At 64.6% G+C, this 16464-nt stretch carries 18 protein-coding genes; 6 read left to right on the top strand and 12 right to left on the bottom strand.

Annotated elements, in window-relative coordinates:
• Nucleotides 1–40: 40 nt before the first annotated feature.
• Both purQ and purS read right to left on the bottom strand, forming a co-directional pair.
• On the bottom strand, nt 41–715 hold the full coding sequence (gene purQ / locus IQ35_RS01600) for a phosphoribosylformylglycinamidine synthase subunit PurQ (RefSeq protein ID WP_021246335.1): 675 nt from the start codon (nt 713–715) through the stop codon (nt 41–43).
• Between the two features lie 3 nt (nt 716–718).
• Complete coding sequence (purS, locus tag IQ35_RS01595) at nt 719–952, bottom strand: phosphoribosylformylglycinamidine synthase subunit PurS (RefSeq protein WP_021224554.1); 234 nt, start codon at nt 950–952, stop codon at nt 719–721.
• Nucleotides 953–1095: 143 nt separating this feature from the next.
• Between purS and IQ35_RS01590 the strand changes: the two genes are divergently transcribed.
• Nucleotides 1096–1848: a sulfite exporter TauE/SafE family protein gene (locus tag IQ35_RS01590; protein WP_021246336.1), complete on the top strand. Its 753-nt coding sequence runs from the start codon at nt 1096–1098 to the stop codon at nt 1846–1848.
• 18 nt (nt 1849–1866) lie between these two features.
• On the opposite strand, the gene purC is transcribed toward IQ35_RS01590, so the two are convergent.
• The 5 genes from purC to otsB form a co-directional block, all read right to left on the bottom strand.
• Nucleotides 1867–2649 carry a phosphoribosylaminoimidazolesuccinocarboxamide synthase gene (gene purC, locus IQ35_RS01585; RefSeq protein WP_021246337.1) on the bottom strand — a complete coding sequence of 261 codons (783 nt, stop codon included), beginning with the start codon at nt 2647–2649 and terminating at the stop codon, nt 1867–1869.
• 125 nt (nt 2650–2774) lie between these two features.
• Nucleotides 2775–2897: a hypothetical protein gene (locus tag IQ35_RS21710; RefSeq protein WP_021246338.1), complete on the bottom strand. Its 123-nt coding sequence runs from the start codon at nt 2895–2897 to the stop codon at nt 2775–2777.
• On the bottom strand, nt 2898–4301 hold the full coding sequence (otsA, locus tag IQ35_RS01580) for an alpha,alpha-trehalose-phosphate synthase (UDP-forming) (protein WP_145071752.1): 1404 nt from the start codon (nt 4299–4301) through the stop codon (nt 2898–2900). It abuts the gene before it with no gap.
• The gene (locus tag IQ35_RS01575; protein ID WP_021246340.1) at nt 4298–6103 is read right to left on the bottom strand and encodes a glycoside hydrolase family 15 protein; all 1806 of its coding nucleotides are present in this window, start codon (nt 6101–6103) and stop codon (nt 4298–4300) included. The genes otsA and IQ35_RS01575 overlap by 4 nt, the downstream gene beginning before the upstream one ends.
• A gap of 73 nt (nt 6104–6176) precedes the next feature.
• Nucleotides 6177–6932 (bottom strand): trehalose-phosphatase, encoded by a 756-nt coding sequence (otsB, locus tag IQ35_RS01570; RefSeq protein WP_145071750.1) that lies wholly within the window; start codon nt 6930–6932, stop codon nt 6177–6179.
• 129 nt (nt 6933–7061) lie between these two features.
• On the opposite strand from otsB, the gene parC reads away from it, so the two are divergent.
• Together parC and IQ35_RS01560 are read left to right on the top strand one after the other, a co-directional pair.
• A complete protein-coding gene (parC, locus tag IQ35_RS01565) occupies nt 7062–9350 on the top strand; it encodes a DNA topoisomerase IV subunit A (protein ID WP_145071748.1) in 2289 nt (762 codons plus the stop codon).
• A 57-nt stretch (nt 9351–9407) separates the two neighbouring features.
• Nucleotides 9408–11153, top strand: coding sequence for a putative bifunctional diguanylate cyclase/phosphodiesterase (locus IQ35_RS01560; RefSeq protein WP_031291911.1), 1746 nt, complete (start codon nt 9408–9410; stop codon nt 11151–11153).
• On the opposite strand, the gene IQ35_RS01555 is transcribed toward IQ35_RS01560, so the two are convergent.
• Genes IQ35_RS01555 through IQ35_RS01540 form a run of 4 tightly spaced genes read right to left on the bottom strand, consistent with a single transcriptional unit; the run spans nt 11117 to nt 14045 of the window.
• A complete protein-coding gene (locus IQ35_RS01555; RefSeq protein ID WP_021246344.1) occupies nt 11117–12328 on the bottom strand; it encodes a CCA tRNA nucleotidyltransferase in 1212 nt (403 codons plus the stop codon). The genes IQ35_RS01560 and IQ35_RS01555 overlap by 37 nt on opposite strands.
• Entirely contained in the window at nt 12309–12920 is a 612-nt protein-coding gene (locus IQ35_RS01550) for a CoA pyrophosphatase (protein WP_021246345.1), read from the bottom strand. Before IQ35_RS01550 ends, IQ35_RS01555 begins: the two co-directional genes overlap by 20 nt.
• Nucleotides 12917–13483: a DUF1285 domain-containing protein gene (locus IQ35_RS01545; RefSeq protein ID WP_031291912.1), complete on the bottom strand. Its 567-nt coding sequence runs from the start codon at nt 13481–13483 to the stop codon at nt 12917–12919. Before IQ35_RS01545 ends, IQ35_RS01550 begins: the two co-directional genes overlap by 4 nt.
• A 43-nt stretch (nt 13484–13526) precedes the next feature.
• On the bottom strand, nt 13527–14045 hold the full coding sequence (locus IQ35_RS01540) for a GNAT family N-acetyltransferase (protein ID WP_031291913.1): 519 nt from the start codon (nt 14043–14045) through the stop codon (nt 13527–13529).
• Nucleotides 14046–14174: 129 nt separating this feature from the next.
• On the opposite strand from IQ35_RS01540, the gene IQ35_RS01535 reads away from it, so the two are divergent.
• A complete protein-coding gene (locus tag IQ35_RS01535) occupies nt 14175–14558 on the top strand; it encodes a dihydroneopterin aldolase (protein ID WP_021246348.1) in 384 nt (127 codons plus the stop codon).
• Between the two features lie 47 nt (nt 14559–14605).
• Here IQ35_RS01535 and IQ35_RS01530 read toward each other — a convergent pair whose 3' ends face one another.
• Complete coding sequence (locus IQ35_RS01530) at nt 14606–15553, bottom strand: isopenicillin N synthase family dioxygenase (protein ID WP_145071746.1); 948 nt, start codon at nt 15551–15553, stop codon at nt 14606–14608.
• A 71-nt stretch (nt 15554–15624) separates the two neighbouring features.
• On the opposite strand from IQ35_RS01530, the gene IQ35_RS01525 reads away from it, so the two are divergent.
• Nucleotides 15625–16032: an EVE domain-containing protein gene (locus IQ35_RS01525; protein ID WP_021246350.1), complete on the top strand. Its 408-nt coding sequence runs from the start codon at nt 15625–15627 to the stop codon at nt 16030–16032.
• 148 nt (nt 16033–16180) lie between these two features.
• Nucleotides 16181–16459, top strand: a complete 279-nt coding sequence (locus IQ35_RS01520) for a hypothetical protein (protein ID WP_031291916.1) — start codon at nt 16181–16183, stop codon at nt 16457–16459.
• Nucleotides 16460–16464 lie beyond the last annotated feature (5 nt).

Genomic DNA, 16464 nt, shown 5'->3' with positions numbered 1-16464 from the left:
CGCCAATAGCGGCAAGCCCAATCTTACGGAAGACGCGCCCTCAAGCGCGGGTCATCAGTCCTTCGACCAGCCCTTCGAACAGGCGGCGGCCATCGGTCTTGCCGTGGGCGGCTTCGATCACGCGTTCGGGATGGGGCATCATGCCCAGCACATTGCCCGTTTCGTTGAGGATGCCCGCGATATTGCGGGCCGAGCCGTTGACGCCCTCCGCATAGCGCAGCGCCACGCGGCCTTCACCTTCCAGCCGGTCGAGCGTTGCCGCGTCCGCGAAATAATTGCCGTCATGATGGGCGACGGGATAGGTCACCGTTTCGCCCGCATCATAGCGGCTGGTGAAGGCGCTCTGGGCGTTCTCGACGGTCAGCGCCACGTCGCGGCAGACGAAATGGCCGCCCGCATTGCGGAGCAGCGCGCCGGGGAGCAGGCCGCTTTCGGTGAGCACCTGAAAGCCGTTGCAGATGCCCAGCACATAGGCGCCGCGGTCCGCCGCCTTCGCCACCGCCTGCATGACCGGGGAGCGCGCGGCCATCGCGCCGGAGCGCAGATAGTCCCCATAGGAAAAGCCGCCGGGCACGCCGATCAGGTCGATGTCGGCGGGCAGGTCCGTGTCGCGGTGCCATATCATTGCGGGCTTCGCGCCCGTAACCGTCTCGAACGCCACGGCGAGGTCGCGGTCGCAGTTGCTGCCGGGGAAGACGATGACGGCGCTTCTCATGGCTCAGGCCACCTTTTCGATGCGGTAGTTTTCGATCACCGTGTTGGCGAGCAGCTTGCGGCACATGGCGTCGATATCTTCGTCGCTGGTGCCGTCGGCCAGGTCCAGCTCGATCAGCTTGCCGGCGCGCACGTCGTTGACGCCGCCAAAGCCTAAACCTTCGAGCGCATGATGGATCGCCTTGCCCTGCGGGTCGAGGACACCGCCCTTGAGGGTGACGAAGATGCGGGCTTTCATGAGGTGCGGAACTCCGTGGATGGCTTTTGCGATCCCCTAGGCGCGGCAGCCCGCGCAAGCAAGAGGATATGCCGTTTCGGTCCTGTGAGACTGGCCGCAAAAGGGGGTTTCAACCCGCTTGCCGACCTGCTTTAGCCGGTGCCATGGATTCCGCCCTGCTCTATTATGCCTGCGCCATCGTCGCCGTCGTCATTTCGGGACTCGCCAAGGGCGGATTCGCAGGCGTCGGGTCATTGGCGATGCCTGTCATGGCGCTGGCGATCGACCCGGTCCGGGCCGCCGCGATCCTGCTGCCGATCCTGATCTTGCAGGATGCGGTGAGCGTCTGGGCGTTCCGCCATAGCTGGGACCGGCATGTGCTGTGCGTGATGCTGCCGGGCATGGCGATGGGCGTGCTGCTGGGCTATCTGTTCGCGGCGGAGGTGCCCGAAACCGCCGTTCTGGGCGTGTTGGGCGCGATTTCCGTTCTGTTCGGGCTGCAAAGGCTGTGGGTCGAGCGGGGCAGGGCCATCGTGCTGCCGTCCAACTCTCCCGCCTGGGTGGGGGTGCTGTTCGGCGTGGCGACGGGCTTCACCAGCCAGATCGCGCATGCGGGCGCGCCGCCCTTTCAGATGTGGGTGCTGCCCAAGCGCCTGCCGCGCGATGTGCTGGTGGGGACGACCGCCATCGCCTTTGCCGTGATGAACTGGATGAAGGTGCCCGCCTATGCCGCGCTGGGCGAGTTCACGCGGGAGAATCTGACCGCGACGGCGATGCTGGCGCCGGTGGCGATCGCCGCGACGTTCGCCGGGGTGGTGCTGGTGCGGCGGGTCGATCCGGCGCGGTTCTACACGCTGATTTACGTGCTGATGGTGCTGTTGGGGATCAAGCTGATGGCGGACGCGATCACGGGGTGAAAGCGTCCGCCGGAAAGGTCAGTCCTTGCTGCGTTTCTTGCGGTGGGTGTCGAGGTCGAGCACGGTCGTGTCCGCGCCCTCGGGCAGCAGGCCCAGACGGCGGGCGACTTCCTGATAGGCTTCGACTTCGCCGCCCAGATCGCGGCGGAAACGGTCCTTGTCCAGCTTTTCGCCTGTCGCCATGTCCCACAGGCGGCAACCGTCCGGGCTGATCTCGTCGGCCAGGATGACGCGGCTGTAGTCGCCGTCCCACAGGCGGCCGAATTCCAGCTTGAAGTCGACCAGGCGGATGCCGATGGCGGCGAACAGGCCGCACATGAAGTCGTTGATGCGGATCGCCATGTCGGCGATGTCGTGCATCTCTTCCTGCGTGGCCCAGCCGAAGCAGGCGATATGCTCTTCGGAGATCATCGGATCGCCGAGCGCATCGTCCTTGTAGCAATATTCGATCAGGGTGCGGGGAAGCTGAGTCCCTTCCTCGATCCCCAGCTTCTTGCTGAGCGATCCGGCGGCGACGTTGCGGACGATCACCTCGATGGGCACGATTTCCACCTGCCGCACGAGCTGTTCGCGCATGTTGAGGCGGCGGATGAAGTGCGTGGGCACGCCGATCTGGCCGAGCAGGGTGAAGATATGCTCGGAAATGCGGTTGTTGAGCACGCCCTTGCCGGTGATCGTGCCCTTCTTCTGCGCGTTGAAGGCGGTCGCGTCATCCTTGAAATACTGGATGATCGTGCCCGGCTCCGGCCCTTCGTAAAGGATCTTGGCCTTGCCTTCGTAGATCTGGCGGCGACGAGCCATGCGCGCTCCTGTCTTCCTGAAAAAGAATGCGCCCCGGCAAACGCGAATCGAAGGGGATCAGCGGGTGCCGGGGCTGCTTGGCGCCGCCCATAGACCAAAGCGGGCAGGGGCGCAATCGGTGCGCTTTAGAGCACGTCGCCGAACATGAACCACAACAGCGCCATCCATGCGGCCAGGCCGACGATGCCCAGCAGGACAGAGGATCGGGCGCGCAGGCCGGCGATGAGGCCGGTGGGTTCGTCTTCCATTCAGCTCGCCGTTTCCGCTTCGGAAAGCTGGGTCTTGTCCTGCGCCGCCATCAGCCGGCTGGTGAAGGCTTCGCGCCACCAGCTTATGTCCTGCGTTTCCACGCTGTCCATCATCGCCCGCCAGCGTGCCTTTCGCTTTTCGAGCGGCATGTCGAGCGCGCGGCTGATCGCGTCGGACATCTCCTCCGGGCTGTAGGGATTGATGAGCAGCGCGTCCTTGAGCTGGATCGCGGCGCCGGCGAAGCGGGAGAGGATGAGCACGCCGGGATCGTCCGGGTCCTGCGCCGCCACATATTCCTTTGCGACAAGGTTCATGCCGTCGCGCAGCGGCGTCACCAGCCCGATCCGCGCCGCGCGGTAGATGCCGGCGAGCTGGTCGCGGGGATAGCCCTGATTCACATAGCGGATCGGGGTCCAGTCGACATCGCTATATTGCCCGTTGATGCGGCCTGCCAGCGCGTCCAGCGTGGCGCGGATCTGCTGGTAGCTTTCCACTTCGCCGCGGGAGGGCGGGGCGATCTGGGCCAGCACGACCTTGCGGTGATATTCGGGGTGATCCTTGAGGAAACGGGCATAGCCGTTGAAGCGCTCCTCCAGCCCCTTGCTGTAATCCAGCCGGTCGACGCCGACGATCAGGGCGCGGTCCTGGAGCGAGGCGCGGACCTGCCGGTGCATCTTCTGCGCGGTTTCGCTGGTGGCGGCCTGCGCGAAAGCCTGCGCGTTGATGCCGATGGGGCAGGCGATCGCCTGTATGGTGCGGTCGCCGAGCGTCACATAGTCGCCCTTCACCGTGCCGCCCATTTCCTTTTCGATATAGTGGCGGAAGGATTCGAGCCATTCCTCGGTATGAAATCCGACCACGTCATAGGCGAACAGGCTGCTCACCAGCTTGGTGTGGTGGGGAAGGGAGACGAGCAGGCGCGTGGGCGGCCAGGGGATGTGGAGGAAGAAGCCCATGCGGTTCTTGAGACCCCGGTCGCGGAACATCTGGCCCAGCGGGATCAGGTGATAATCCTGCACCCAGATGATGTCCTCCGGCTCGATCAGGGGGCTGGCGCAGTCGGCGAAGCGCTGGTTGACGCGGTTGTAGCCGCCTTCGAAGTCGCGCTCATATTCGGCCAGGTCGATGCGGAAATGGAAGAGCGGCCACAGCGTCTTGTTGGCGTAGCCGTTGTAATATTCGTCGACATCCTGCTCTTCCAGGTCGATGGTCGCGGTCTTGACGCCGTCGGCTTCCGCAAAGCCGATATGGCCGGTGAAATGATCCGTCACCTCGCCCGACCAGCCGACCCAGATGCCCCGGCTTTCCCGCAACGCCTGCGAGAGGGCGACGGCCAGGCCGCCCTGGTTGCTGGACTTGCCGGGGCGACTGACCCGGTTGGATATGACTATCAGGCGGCTCATCGCATCACGCTCCATGGTTTGCTCAGCAGCACGGCGCAGTTGATGATGCCGACCAATGAGTATGTTTGCGGATAATTGCCCCACAATTCTCCCGTCACCGGATCGATGTCTTCCGAAAGCAGCCCGGCGGCGGTGCGGCGGGACAGCATTTCCTCGAACAGGTCGCGGGCCTCTTCGCTGCGGCCGGTGCGGTGCAGCGCCTCGATCAGCCAGAAGGTGCAGACGTTGAAGGCCGTGACAGGCTCGCCGAAATCGTCGGGCGCGCTGTAGCGCAGCATGTTGTTGCCCCGGCGCAGGTCCGTTTCGAGCGCGGCCAGCGTGCCTATGAATTGCGGATCTTCCGCCTTGAGGAAGCGCAGGTCGAGCAGCTGGAGCAGCGACGCGTCGCGCGCATCATCCTCGAAATTGGCGGAGATGGCCTTGCTGTCGGGGCGCCATGCGCATTCGAGTATGCGCTGTTTCATGGCTTCCGCCCGGCTGTTCCAATGCGCGGCGCGCAGCGGCAGGTCGAGCGCGGAAGCGGCATGGGCCAGCCGGTCGCAGGCGGCCCAGCACATGACCGCGCTGTAGCTGTGGACATGGGCGCGGGTGCGCAGTTCCCACAGGCCCGCGTCCGGCTGGTCATAGACCTGCCAGGCGCGCTCGCCCACCGCCTCCAGCGACTCGAAATCCGCGTGGCCCGCCATGCGGAGCAGGCGCTGGTCGATGAATCCCTGCACCGAGGACAGCACGATCTGACCATAGGCGTCATGCTGGATCTGCGAATAGGCCGCGTTGCCCACGCGCACCGGTCCCATGCCGCGATAGCCGGGCAGGTTGGCGGCTTCCCATTCCTCCAGCGTGGCGTTGCCGCGCACGTCGTAGAGCGGCTGGATATGCCCGCCGCGCGCATTGTCCACGATGTTGCGAAGGTAGACGAGATAGCTTTCCAACACGTCGAGCGCGCCCAGCCGGTTGAGCGCCTCCACCGTATAATAGGCATCCCTGATCCAGCAGTAACGATAATCCCAGTTGCGGCCGCTGTCGGCATGTTCGGGGATGCTCGTGGTCAGCGCCGCGACGATGGCGCCCGTCTCCTCATGCTGGCAGAGTTTCAGCGTGATGGCGGAGCGGATGACCGCTTCCTGCCATTCGGGCGGAATGGCGAGGCTGCGCACCCAGGTCTGCCATTCATGCACCGTGTCGTCGAGCATCCGTTCGATGGCGGGGCGCAGGGCGTCGGAAAAGCTTTCGTCCGGCCCCATGAAGAAATGGATGTCATGTTCGAGGCGGAACCAGCTTTCCTGGCTGATGAGGCCGATGGGCGCGTTGGTCGATATCCGCATCGCCATGTAGGACAGCACGATGCGGATATGGTTGGAGCCGTAGCTGATCGGCACATGTTCCGAATGCCAGCTCGTCGTCGGGCGAAAGCGGACGCGGATACGGGGCGATCCCGCCACGGGCCGCACCACGCGGGCGAAGGCCACGGGGCGGTACATGCGCCCCTTGTGCCGGTAGCGCGGGCAGAAATCATAGGTTTCGACGGCATTGCCCTGCGCGTCGCTCTGCCGTGTGACCAGGACCGGCGTGTTGCGGACATAGCGCTGTTCGATCTGGACGCAGCCTTCCAGCTCTATCGCCCAGAAACCGCGCGCGTCCGGGCTGCGCCAGTCCTTGTTGTCCAGCAGCGCGGAAAAGACCGGGTCGCCGTCCACGCGCGGGACGCAGGCCCAGATCATGCGCCCGGCCCGGTCGATCAAGGCCGACGCCTGGCAGTTCCCGATGGGCCAGAGGTCGAGCGTCCGTCCGTTTCCGCCCATGAGAGTGTCGCTATGATCGACTATTGGTCTGCCCCCTTTTTTGTCCGGTTCCACACGAAAGGGGGCCGCCGGGTCAGGCCGACACCCCTTGTTGCAGATAATGCCTGACGGCCGCCACCTGTTCCAGGGAAAAGCCTGCCCGCGTTTCGCGGGGCGTTCCCACCAATATGCCGTTTCCGCCCAGTTCGGCGGCGGCGGCGAAACCTTCCTCATCGGTCACGTCGTCGCCGATGAAGAGGGGCGTGCCCGCCTTCATCGGCGCGCGGGACATGAGGGCATGGACCGCACTGCCCTTGTCCGCGCCGCCGGGGCGCAGTTCGAACAGCATCTTGCCCGGTTGCAGTTGAAGACCGTGCCGCGCGGCGAGATCGGCCGCAAGGCCGCCCGCTTCCTCGCCCCATTGCGGCGCACCCCGGAAATGCAGGCCGACGCTGATCGACTTGCGCTCGACCAGCAGGCCGGACTTGTCGTCGGCAAAGGCGTGGAAGGCGGCTTCCGCCGCATCCACGGCGGCGGGGCGGTCGGGCGCTTCGACCGGGCCGTCGGGGCGCGCGAACTCCAGCCCGTGCGTGCCGGCCAGCAGAAAGGGAGAAAAGCCAAGCTCCCTTAAGGTGGCGACCGAACGTCCGCTGACGATGGCGAGGCGGCCGTCCAGCCGCTCGCGCAACCGTTCGAGCAGGCGGAGGAGGTCCTGATCCACCGCCACGCCGTCGGGCGTGGCGGCGATCGGCGTCAGCGTCCCGTCGAAATCGAGGAAAAGCGACGCGCCGTCCAGCAACGCCTGTGGGGGCGGCGGAAGAGGGGGGAGGGAAAGGGGGGAATGGGTCACGCCCTAAAAGTGGAGCACTCGCCGGATTTCGCAACCCCTCATTTGCTGCAACTGCACAATTTCTTTGGGAGGCAGGGTTCATGCGGAAAAGCGTTCCCCATCGTCTTCCGGCTTGCTATTCGGCTGGCAATGACTGATTTCCGCGACCCGTTCGACGCCATCAAGGACCATCCTTTCGACGATGCGCTGTCGCAGCGCTATCTGGTCTATGCCCTTTCCACGATCACCGCGCGGTCGCTGCCGGATCTGCGCGACGGGTTGAAGCCGGTGCATCGGCGGCTGCTCTGGGCGATGCGGCTGCTCAAGATGGAGCCGGGGGGCGCCTCGCCCGAGGTGCTGATGGCCAATCCGGCGCGCAACACGACCGGATACAAGAAATGCGCCCGCGTCGTGGGCGACGTCATCGGCAAATATCACCCGCATGGCGACGCGTCGGTCTATGATGCGATGGTGCGTCTGGCGCAGGACTTTTCGCTCCGCACGCCGCTGGTCGACGGGCAGGGGAATTTCGGCAATATCGACGGCGATAATGCGGCGGCGATGCGCTATACCGAGGCGCGGCTGACACAGGCGGCCGCCGACCTGATGGCGGGCCTGGACGAAGGCACGGTCGAGTTCCGCCCAACCTATAATGGCGAGGATGAGGAGCCCGAGGTATTTCCCGGCCTGTTCCCCAACCTGCTCGCCAATGGAGCGAGCGGCATCGCGGTCGGCATGGCGACCAGCATCCCGCCGCATAATGTCGCGGAACTGATCGACGCCGCCACGCTCCTGATCGACAATCCGGAGGCCGATCACAACGCGCTGATGGAGATCGTGAAGGGACCGGACTTCCCGACCGGCGGCGTGCTGGTGGACAGCCCCTCCATCATCTCGGAAGCCTATGCGACCGGGCGCGGCGCATTCCGCACAAGGGCGCGCTGGCACAAGGAAGAGGGCGGACGCGGCACATGGGTCGCCATCGTCACGCAAATCCCTTTCCAGGTGCAGAAATCCAAGCTGATCGAGCAGATCGCGGCGCTCATCAACGACCGGAAACTGCCGATCCTGGCCGATGTGCGGGACGAGAGCGACACGGAAATCCGCATCGTCATCGAACCGCGCGCCCGCACGGTCGATCCCGATGTGCTGATGGACAGCCTGTTCCGGCTGACCGACCTGGAGAACCGTTTCAGCCTGAACCTCAACGTGCTGGATGCCAGCCGGACCCCGCGCGTCATGGGCCTGCGCGAGGTGATGGTCGAATGGCTGCGGCACCAGATCGACGTGCTGGTGAAGCGCGCGCAGCACCGGCTGGACAAGATCGCGGCGCGGCTGGAACTGCTGGACGGCTATATCATCGCCTATCTCAACCTCGACCGGGTGATCGAGATCATCCGCACCGAGGATGAACCGAAGGCGGTGATGATGGAGGAGTTCCAGCTTAACGACCGGCAGGCCGAGGCGATCCTCAACATGCGGCTGCGCTCCCTGCGGAAGCTGGAGGAGATGGAGCTTCGCCGCGAACATTCGGGCCTGTTGAAAGAGCGCGAGGAACTGACCAAGCTCGTCGAAAGTCCGGCCCGGCAACGGACACGGCTGAAAAAGGATCTGGCGGACCTGCGCAAACGCTATTCGCCCGACAGCGAAATCGGCCGGCGGCGCAGCCTGGTCGAGGAAGCCGCCCCGGCCCGCGAAATCCCGCTGGAGGCGATGATCGAGCGGGAGCCGATCACGGTGATCCTGTCCGAACGCGGATGGATCAGGGCGATGAGCGGGCATCGCGACCTGGCGTCGGCCGATACGCTCAAGTTCAAGGAAGGCGACGGTCCCCTGATCGCCTTCCACGCGCACACGACCGACAAGCTGCTGCTGGCAACGGAAACGGGCCGCATCTACACGCTGGGCGCGGACAAGCTGCCGGGCGGACGCGGTTTCGGCGATCCGGTGCGGATGATGGTGGACATGGACAATGAAGGCGGCATCGTCGCCCTGCTGCCCGCGCGGACCGGCGGCGAGTTGCTGCTGGCGGCATCGGACGGGCGCGGCTTCGTCGCGGCGATGGGGGATGTGATCGCGGAAACGCGCAAGGGCAAGCAGGTGGTGAATGTCCGCGCCGGCGCGAAGCTGACGGTCGTGCGTCCCATCGCGCAGGACGCGGACAGCGTTGCGGTCGTTGGCGAGAACCGCAAGCTGCTGGTCTATTCGTTGACCGAAATGCCGCGCATGGCGCGCGGGCAGGGCGTGCAGATGCAACGCTATCGCGACGGAGGATTGTCCGATGCCATCGCGTTCCGCTTCGCCGATGGGCTGAGCTGGACGATGGGCGGAGAAACCGGGCGGACCCGCACCGAAGCCGACATGACCCCCTGGCGCGTGGCCAGGGGAGCCGCCGGACGGATGCCGCCAACGGGGTTCCCTCGCGACAATCGCTTTTGATGTGAAAAGCCAATCACGTTTCCGGAAAATTTACCGTTTCGTTTTACCCCGGAAACCATGTCGGTTCGAAGCGGCCTTTCAGACAAGACCGGGGACGCGCCTGTGCGTGCGCACGATGCGTCGCGTGCCGAACCGATCATCGATACGGCCCAATGGCTGGCGGCTCTGGGCCAATATGCGGCCATTCTGACATATGCGGATGACCTGTTGATGGTCGTCGGCGCGAACGAAGCCTTTGCAAAAACCTTCCCCACCGCGACGCCCCGGGACGACGAAGGCCAGAAGGCGTTTGGCGAGTGGGCGAAGAAGATCCAGCATTTCATCGCATCGAAACGCGATCGGGACAGTTTCGAACTGAGGCGGGAAGGCCCGCTGGGTCCGGAACATTTCCTGTGCATGATCGGGCGCTTGCCGAACGGGAGCGACGGCGGGCAGCAATATCTTTTCACGGCGGTCGATTGCACACGCGAGCGCAGCGTCGAAAAAAGCCTGCGCCGCGAATTGCTGTCCGATGGATTGACGGCCCTGCCGAACCGGGCCGGTTTCGGCGAGGAAATCGACGATCGCATCTGTCATTCCACATGGCCTGAAACCGCACAGTTCGGCATCATCGCGATCGATCTCAGCCGGTTCAGCCGAGTCAATGAATCGCTGGGACCGATGGCGGGCGACGAATTGCTCATCACGGTGGCGAAGCGGTTCAAGTCCTGCCTGCGCCAGGGCGACGTGCTCGCGCGGATCGGCGGCAATGACTTCGCCGTTTTCGCACGCCTTAACAACGGATTATCGGACGCACTTCAGATTGCCCAGAGAATCAATGACGCACTGAGCGCACCCATCCGCCTTAGCGGACTGCATATCCGCGTGGATTGCGCGATCGGCTGCGCTCTTTCCGCGAATATCGGGGAAGATCCCGACGATGTGATCCGCAAGGCGCAGGCCGCGGTCAAGATCGCCAAGCGGAGCGGCAAGGTCGAAATCTACCGCAACGGCGTGCTCAAGGAAGCGCAGCGGCGCTTCACGCTGGAAAGCAAGCTGCGCGATGCTCTGGCGCAAGGCGGGCTGACGCTTGCGTTCCAGCCGCTCATCCATTTGCAAACGGGTGAAATAACGGGTTTCGAAGCGCTTGCGCGCTGGCACGATCCGGAACTGGGCCATGTTTCCCCCGCCGAATTCATCGCCGTGGCGGAAGAAAGCGGCCTGATCGCGCCGCTGGGGCGCTGGGCGACCTATGAGGCGACCCAGACGCTGAGCCGATGGGATGCCAAATTCGGCGAGCCTTTGCCGGTGGGCATGAACGTGAACCTTTCGCCGATCCAGATGGCGCGCGACGACGTGGCGTCCATGTTCGAGGAGGCGCTGCACTATTCCGGCATCGCGGGCAACCGGCTGACCGCCGAAATCACCGAGAGCGCGATCGTGGCGGACCCCGGCAAGGCGCGCAAGCTGCTGGTCGCGCTCAAGGATCTGCGGATGCATATCGCGATGGACGATTTCGGCACCGGCTATTCCAACCTCGCCAGTCTGCACAGCCTGCCGATCGACATATTGAAGATCGACCGCAGCTTCGTCTTTTCCATGCTGGAAGACCGGGACAAGGCGGTGATCGTCCGGACGATCCTGTCGCTCGCCGAATCGCTCAACCTGCGCGTGACGGCGGAGGGCATCGAAACGCAGGAACTGGCCTTGGAACTGCAACGCATGGGCTGCTGGCAGGGGCAGGGCTATTATTTCGCCAGGCCGATGAGCGAAGCGGACGCGTTCGATTATTGGCGCGCGCGCTGGAACTTCGAAACCGTCTGATCCGCTATCTCAGCGACGCGGGCGGCGTCGGGAAAGCCCTCCGCCACCCAGATTTCCTGCACTTCGCCAAGCGCTCTGGCCACGTCCGGTCCGGGCGCGAGGCCGCGTGCGATCAACGCGCCGCCGCCGATGGGCAGGCTGGGGGGCGTCCATCCTTCAAGCGTGGACAGACCGGACAACGGCGCGGAAAAATCGAGAAGGATGCGATCCGTCGCGCTTTCCACCCCGACGCGCCAGGCAAGCGCGCGCACGGGCAGATCGTGCGGCGTGGCGTCCAATGCGGCGGCAAGCCGCTTGCGGGCCTTGTTGGAGAGTTTGAGCCGCGCGCCCACGGCATCGGCCGCGCGGGCATCGGCGGGGAGCAGCGCGGCCAGCCGGCGCAGCGGCGCGGGATCGGTGGCCGAGGCTCGCTCTCGTTCGATAAGGGTCGCGAGCCGTTCCACCCCCGCTGCGTCGATTTCCGGCAGGACAGGGCGCAATATGCCGCCGTCCACCATCAGGCGCAGGGCATTTACGGGCGCCGCCACCGACAGCAGCTTCAGGATTTCATCGGCTATGCGTTCGCGCGACAGGGCCATCAGGCTGTTGGCCGCCGCCTTGCAGGCGCCATAGGCTTGCATGTCGGGAGCGTCCCGGCCGAAACGCGCGAGAAAACGGAAATAGCGCAGGATGCGAAGGTGATCCTCCGCGATGCGCGCGGCGGCATCGCCGATGAAACGCACGCGCCGGGCCTCCAGATCGGCGACGCCGCCGAAGAAATCGCTGATCTCGCCCGTCAGCGGATCGGCATAAAGGGCGTTGATGGTGAAATCCCGCCGGGCCGCATCCTCCCGCCAATCGTCGGTATAGGCGATGGTGGCGCGCCGGCCGTCCGTGCTGACGTCATGGCGCAGCGTCGTGATCTCGACCGGGCCGCCCGCTATGACGGCGGTGACGGTCCCATGATCGATGCCGGTCGGCACGGCCTTGATCCCCGCCGCTTTCAGCCGCTCCATGACCTGTTGCGGCGAGAGCGTGGTCGCGATGTCCAGATCGTTGACCGGCAGGCCCAGCAGGCTGTCGCGCACCGCGCCGCCGACGAAGCGCGCATGGCCGCGCTCCGCCTCCAGCGCGATGAGCAGACCATCGAAGCCCGGCCGGTGACGCCACGGGGCGTCAGGCAGCGATGCGGTCATATCCCAGCCTGCGCGAGAGGTTGGCGAGGATCGCGGCGGTCACGCCCCAGATGCGGCGCTCTTTCCAGAGTATCTCGTAATAATGCCGCTCAGCACCCTGAAATTCCATCACTCTCTTGATGCGGTTCGCGGGATCGAGCGCGAAGGCGAGCGGGAGTTCGAACCAGTCGTCAACCTCGCTTTGCTGGGGGACGAGCGGCAGGTCCGGTGGAACGACGCCCAATACCGGCACGATGTCGAAACCGGTGAAGGTATGATAGCGGTCTGACGTCCCGATGATCTGCACCTGGTCCGACGGCAGGCCGATCTCCTCCCGCGCTTCCCGCAGCGCGCCCGCGATTTCATCCGGATCGCTTTCATCCACCCGGCCGCCGGGGAAGGCGACCTGCCCCGCATGGGTGCGGAGCGAGGATGACCTTTGCGTAAGGATAAGGCCGGGGTCGGCGCGGTCGGTGATCGCTACCAGCACGGCGGCGGGCGCCAGCACCATCTCGCCATCGATCCGCGGATCGCGCGTGGCGGAGGGAAGGAGGATCGTCTCTTCCCTATGCCCCTCGATCAAGGCGGCGCGCAATCGTTCGGCCAGCGTCATGCCGCGCCGTCCAGCGGGAAGAATGCGCCGTTGCTCCACAGGCCGACCCGCTCGCCGCCTTCGTCAAGGGCAAGGTTCACCAGTTCATAATAGACGCTGCGCGCGACCAGCGCTTCCATGCCGCCCCGGACATACAGATAGGGATGGGGACCGTTCTCCCCCTCGCGCACGGTGAGCGCGTTGTCCGGTCCTGCCGCCACCAGATCGCCGGTGTTGAGGCGGAAGGCGAGGGCGCGATCCTTGCCCACGCCTTCGCTTTTCAACTCGACCGCGACAAAAGGGGCGTCCTCCACTTCGATGGAGAGCTTTTCGACCGGGGTGACGAGGACGTAGGAGCCGTCCGGCTCACGCCGCAGGATGGTGGAGAAAAGGCGCACCATGGCTTCGCGACCTATGGGCGATCCCTGGTGAAACCATGTGCCGTCGCGAGCGATCCGCATTTCGCTGTCGCCGCAATGCTCCGGGTTCCACTTGTCGACCGGCGGCAGGCGCTTTTCGGCAAGCAGGCGCGCGATATCGGTCAGGGACAGGCTGGCAAGATCGGGCGGCGGTTCCATCGGCATGGAGCCGAGATAGGGTGAGCCGCGCCCGAAGGCAAAAGGGAAATCAGGCCGCGACCGCAATTCGGGGGCCAAGCATCCCGCTGCCGCCGATCGGGCGTCCGTCGACCGACAGGGCCAGCAGCCGTCGCGGTTCGAACGGGCCGGGGGCATCCCATCCCTGGGTGCCTTCCGCGGAAAAGCCCCAGAATCGGCCATAATATTCCGGATCTCCGATCATCATCAGCGGCTCGGTCGCATGGGCGCGGGCAGCGGCGACCACCGCATCCATCATCATCCTTCCATGCCCGGTGCGCTGGAGCGAAGGTGCGACCGCCACCGGGCCTACCATGATGAGGGGCGTCTGCGCGCCATCCTCGCGGGTGAGGGCGACCGGCCAGCTTTGCAGGGAGCCGACCAGTGCGCCGTCTTCGGCCACCATGCCGAAGGACAAGGCGTTCAGCCACGGCATGTCGTTGCGAATCAGATAGGCGGTGCGCCCATGCCGGTCCATGCCGAATGCGTTGTCCAGCAAGCGCTCTATCGCGTCTTCCGGCACAAGATTCAGGGGCACTATCGATGACACGTCTTGCCGATCCGCCGTCAATGGCGCATGGACCGCGCCGGGAAGCGGCGGGCTTTAGCGCCTGCCGCATAAATTGAAAGTGTAAACTGGTCCGCGCGGGATGGCCCGGCGGCCCGATTATGGCGAGCTATGGACACTCCATTTGACGATTTTCTGACGCTGGAGGTCAACAACCTGCACGTCGACGTGCTGACCGGCATCTATTCGGAGGAAACGCATCTGCCTCAGCCGCTGCGGATATCCATCCGTGCGCAGCTCCGCATCGCGGATCATTATGAGCCGGATACGCCGCTGAATCAGTCCAAAAACTATATGGACCTGAAACATGCGGCGACGTCCGCTTTGCCCGAAGGCGGGCATTTCACGCTGATCGAGGCGGTGGCCGACCATATCATCGACACCATCTTCCTTCAGGACAGCAAGGTCAGCCACGTCCAGGTGAAGATCGTGAAACTGGCGCTCAGCGAGCGGGGCGAGGAGATCGGCATCACGCTTGGGCGCGGCCGGAAATAACTGATTCCGGCCAATAACGGACGTCGCACCGGCCCATTCCCAAATCCTTATTCCTTCGCGACCAGCCCGATCTCGACCAGCCGTTCGGTCAGATAGTCATGCGCGCTGATCGGCGGATCGCGGCGCGGATTCGCCGCGCTCACGCATTGCGGCAGGGCGTCGATGACGAAATCGGGCCGCAAATGCAGGAAGAAGGGCATGGAATAGCGCGAATATCCGCGCCGTTGCGGCGGCGGATTGACGACGCGATGGCTGGTCGAAGGCAGGACGTGGTTGGTCAGCCTTTGCAGCATGTCGCCTACATTGATGACCAGCGCGCCCGGCGGCGGGGTCACAGGCAGCCAATTGCCGCTCCGGTCCTTCAGCTCCAGCCCGCCTTCCTCCGCGCCGAGCAGCAGGGTGATGAGGTTGATGTCCTCATGCGCGCCCGCGCGGATGCCGGGCGCTTGTGGAGAGACGGGAGGATAGTGGAGCAGGCGCAGGATCGAATTGCCGTTGCGGATGGGATCGTCGAACCAGTCGGCCTCCAGCCCCAGGCACAGCGCGACGGCCGACAACAGCTCTGCGCCAACCTGATCGAACTGCCCGAAGAGGCGGGTGAAGACCGGGCGGAAATCCGGCAGCTCCTCCGGCCAGACATTTGGCGGCATGGTCTGCCCAAGCGAATCGCCGGCGGGCAGATCGCGCCCGATATGCCAGAATTCCTTGAGGTCGTTTTCGCGCGCGCCCTTTGCGATTTCCCGCCCGAACGCGGTGTAGCCGCGCTGCCCGCCATTGCCCAGCGCGTCGTGGCGGGATTTTACCTCATCGGGCAGCGCGAAGAAGGAGCGGGCCAGCGCCCAGCCCCTGTCGATCAGCGCCTGATCGATGCCGTGATCGCATATCATCGCGAAGCCGAACCGTCGGAAGGACGTACCCAAAGCCGCGGCAAAGGCCGCTTTGTCCATGTTTGCGAGGGACAGCAGCGGCATTTGATCCGGTCCGGATTGAGTCATGCCGTCACCTTCCTTTTCCCAATGCCCGCCTGGTCCTTGATCGCCCTTTGCCGCTCATGCAAGGAGGGGGCATGAACTATTGGCTGATGAAATCCGAGCCCGACGTCTTTTCCTATGACGACCTCGTCGAAAAGGGGAAGGCGGAATGGGATGGCGTGCGCAATCATACGGCGAAACTGCACATGATGGCGATGAAGAAGGGGGATCTCGCTCTTTTCTATCACAGCAATATCGGCGTCGAGGCGGTAGGCGTGATGGAAATCGTCGAGGAAGCCGCCCCCGACAGCACGGATGAAACGGGGAAATGGGTCGCCGTCCACGTCGCGCCGAAGGAAAAACTGGCAAATCCGGTGACGCTGAAAGCCATGAAGGCCGATTCGGCGCTGTCCGGCATGGTCATGCTGCGTCAGTCGCGCCTGTCCGTCTCGCCGCTCAGCGAGCAGGAGTTCCGGCATATCCTGGCCCTGTCGAAGAGGTGAGCCGCCATTGGCTATGGTTGCGCGGCGCGCAATCGCCGCGGCGAAGTTTGCGATTGCTGAGCGGTTGCACGCCGACGACATTGGTCCGGTAAGAACAAGAACGCAAAGAGGTGTTTGATCGGCATTCACAAGGAGAAACCCCATGCGAATGCTGTCCAAATTTGTTGTTTCCGGCGCGCTTGGCGCCCTTGCCGTCATCGCTCCCGCCCATGCTGAAGAAGCTGGCAAGCAGCGCTTCACACATGAAGGCTACACCTATGTGTATGAAGTGAAGGAAACCAAGACCGGCCGGATCATCAAGGGCCGTCGTTTCCCCGATGCCGTCGCCTTCAATCTGGCGGTAAAGAATGGCCGCGTTTCCGGTGTGACCGGCGGTCAGGCCGTAAGGTTCGACGTCGCCGACGCCAAGGGTGCGACCGCCCAATGAGCTGC

It is taken from the genome of Sphingobium wenxiniae, assembly GCF_007830065.1.
Classification (GTDB): domain Bacteria; phylum Pseudomonadota; class Alphaproteobacteria; order Sphingomonadales; family Sphingomonadaceae; genus Sphingobium; species Sphingobium wenxiniae.
This window is presented reverse-complemented; position numbering and strand designations above follow the sequence as displayed.

Bases quoted from the DNA above. Each gene is read 5' to 3' on its own strand.
- purQ (WP_021246335.1), bottom strand. From the start codon at position 715: ATGAGAAGCGCCGTCATCGTCTTCCCCGGCAGCAACTGCGACCGCGAC.
- purS (WP_021224554.1), bottom strand. From the start codon at position 952: ATGAAAGCCCGCATCTTCGTCACCCTCAAGGGCGGTGTCCTCGACCCG.
- IQ35_RS01590 (WP_021246336.1), top strand. From the start codon at position 1,096: ATGGATTCCGCCCTGCTCTATTATGCCTGCGCCATCGTCGCCGTCGTC.
- purC (WP_021246337.1), bottom strand. From the start codon at position 2,649: ATGGCTCGTCGCCGCCAGATCTACGAAGGCAAGGCCAAGATCCTTTAC.
- IQ35_RS21710 (WP_021246338.1), bottom strand. From the start codon at position 2,897: ATGGAAGACGAACCCACCGGCCTCATCGCCGGCCTGCGCGCCCGATCC.
- otsA (WP_145071752.1), bottom strand. From the start codon at position 4,301: ATGAGCCGCCTGATAGTCATATCCAACCGGGTCAGTCGCCCCGGCAAG.
- IQ35_RS01575 (WP_021246340.1), bottom strand. From the start codon at position 6,103: ATGGGCGGAAACGGACGGACGCTCGACCTCTGGCCCATCGGGAACTGC.
- parC (WP_145071748.1), top strand. From the start codon at position 7,062: ATGACTGATTTCCGCGACCCGTTCGACGCCATCAAGGACCATCCTTTC.
- IQ35_RS01560 (WP_031291911.1), top strand. From the start codon at position 9,408: ATGTCGGTTCGAAGCGGCCTTTCAGACAAGACCGGGGACGCGCCTGTG.
- IQ35_RS01555 (WP_021246344.1), bottom strand. From the start codon at position 12,328: ATGACCGCATCGCTGCCTGACGCCCCGTGGCGTCACCGGCCGGGCTTC.
- IQ35_RS01550 (WP_021246345.1), bottom strand. From the start codon at position 12,920: ATGACGCTGGCCGAACGATTGCGCGCCGCCTTGATCGAGGGGCATAGG.
- IQ35_RS01545 (WP_031291912.1), bottom strand. From the start codon at position 13,483: ATGCCGATGGAACCGCCGCCCGATCTTGCCAGCCTGTCCCTGACCGAT.
- IQ35_RS01535 (WP_021246348.1), top strand. From the start codon at position 14,175: ATGGACACTCCATTTGACGATTTTCTGACGCTGGAGGTCAACAACCTG.
- IQ35_RS01530 (WP_145071746.1), bottom strand. From the start codon at position 15,553: ATGACTCAATCCGGACCGGATCAAATGCCGCTGCTGTCCCTCGCAAAC.
- IQ35_RS01525 (WP_021246350.1), top strand. From the start codon at position 15,625: ATGAACTATTGGCTGATGAAATCCGAGCCCGACGTCTTTTCCTATGAC.
- IQ35_RS01520 (WP_031291916.1), top strand. From the start codon at position 16,181: ATGCTGTCCAAATTTGTTGTTTCCGGCGCGCTTGGCGCCCTTGCCGTC.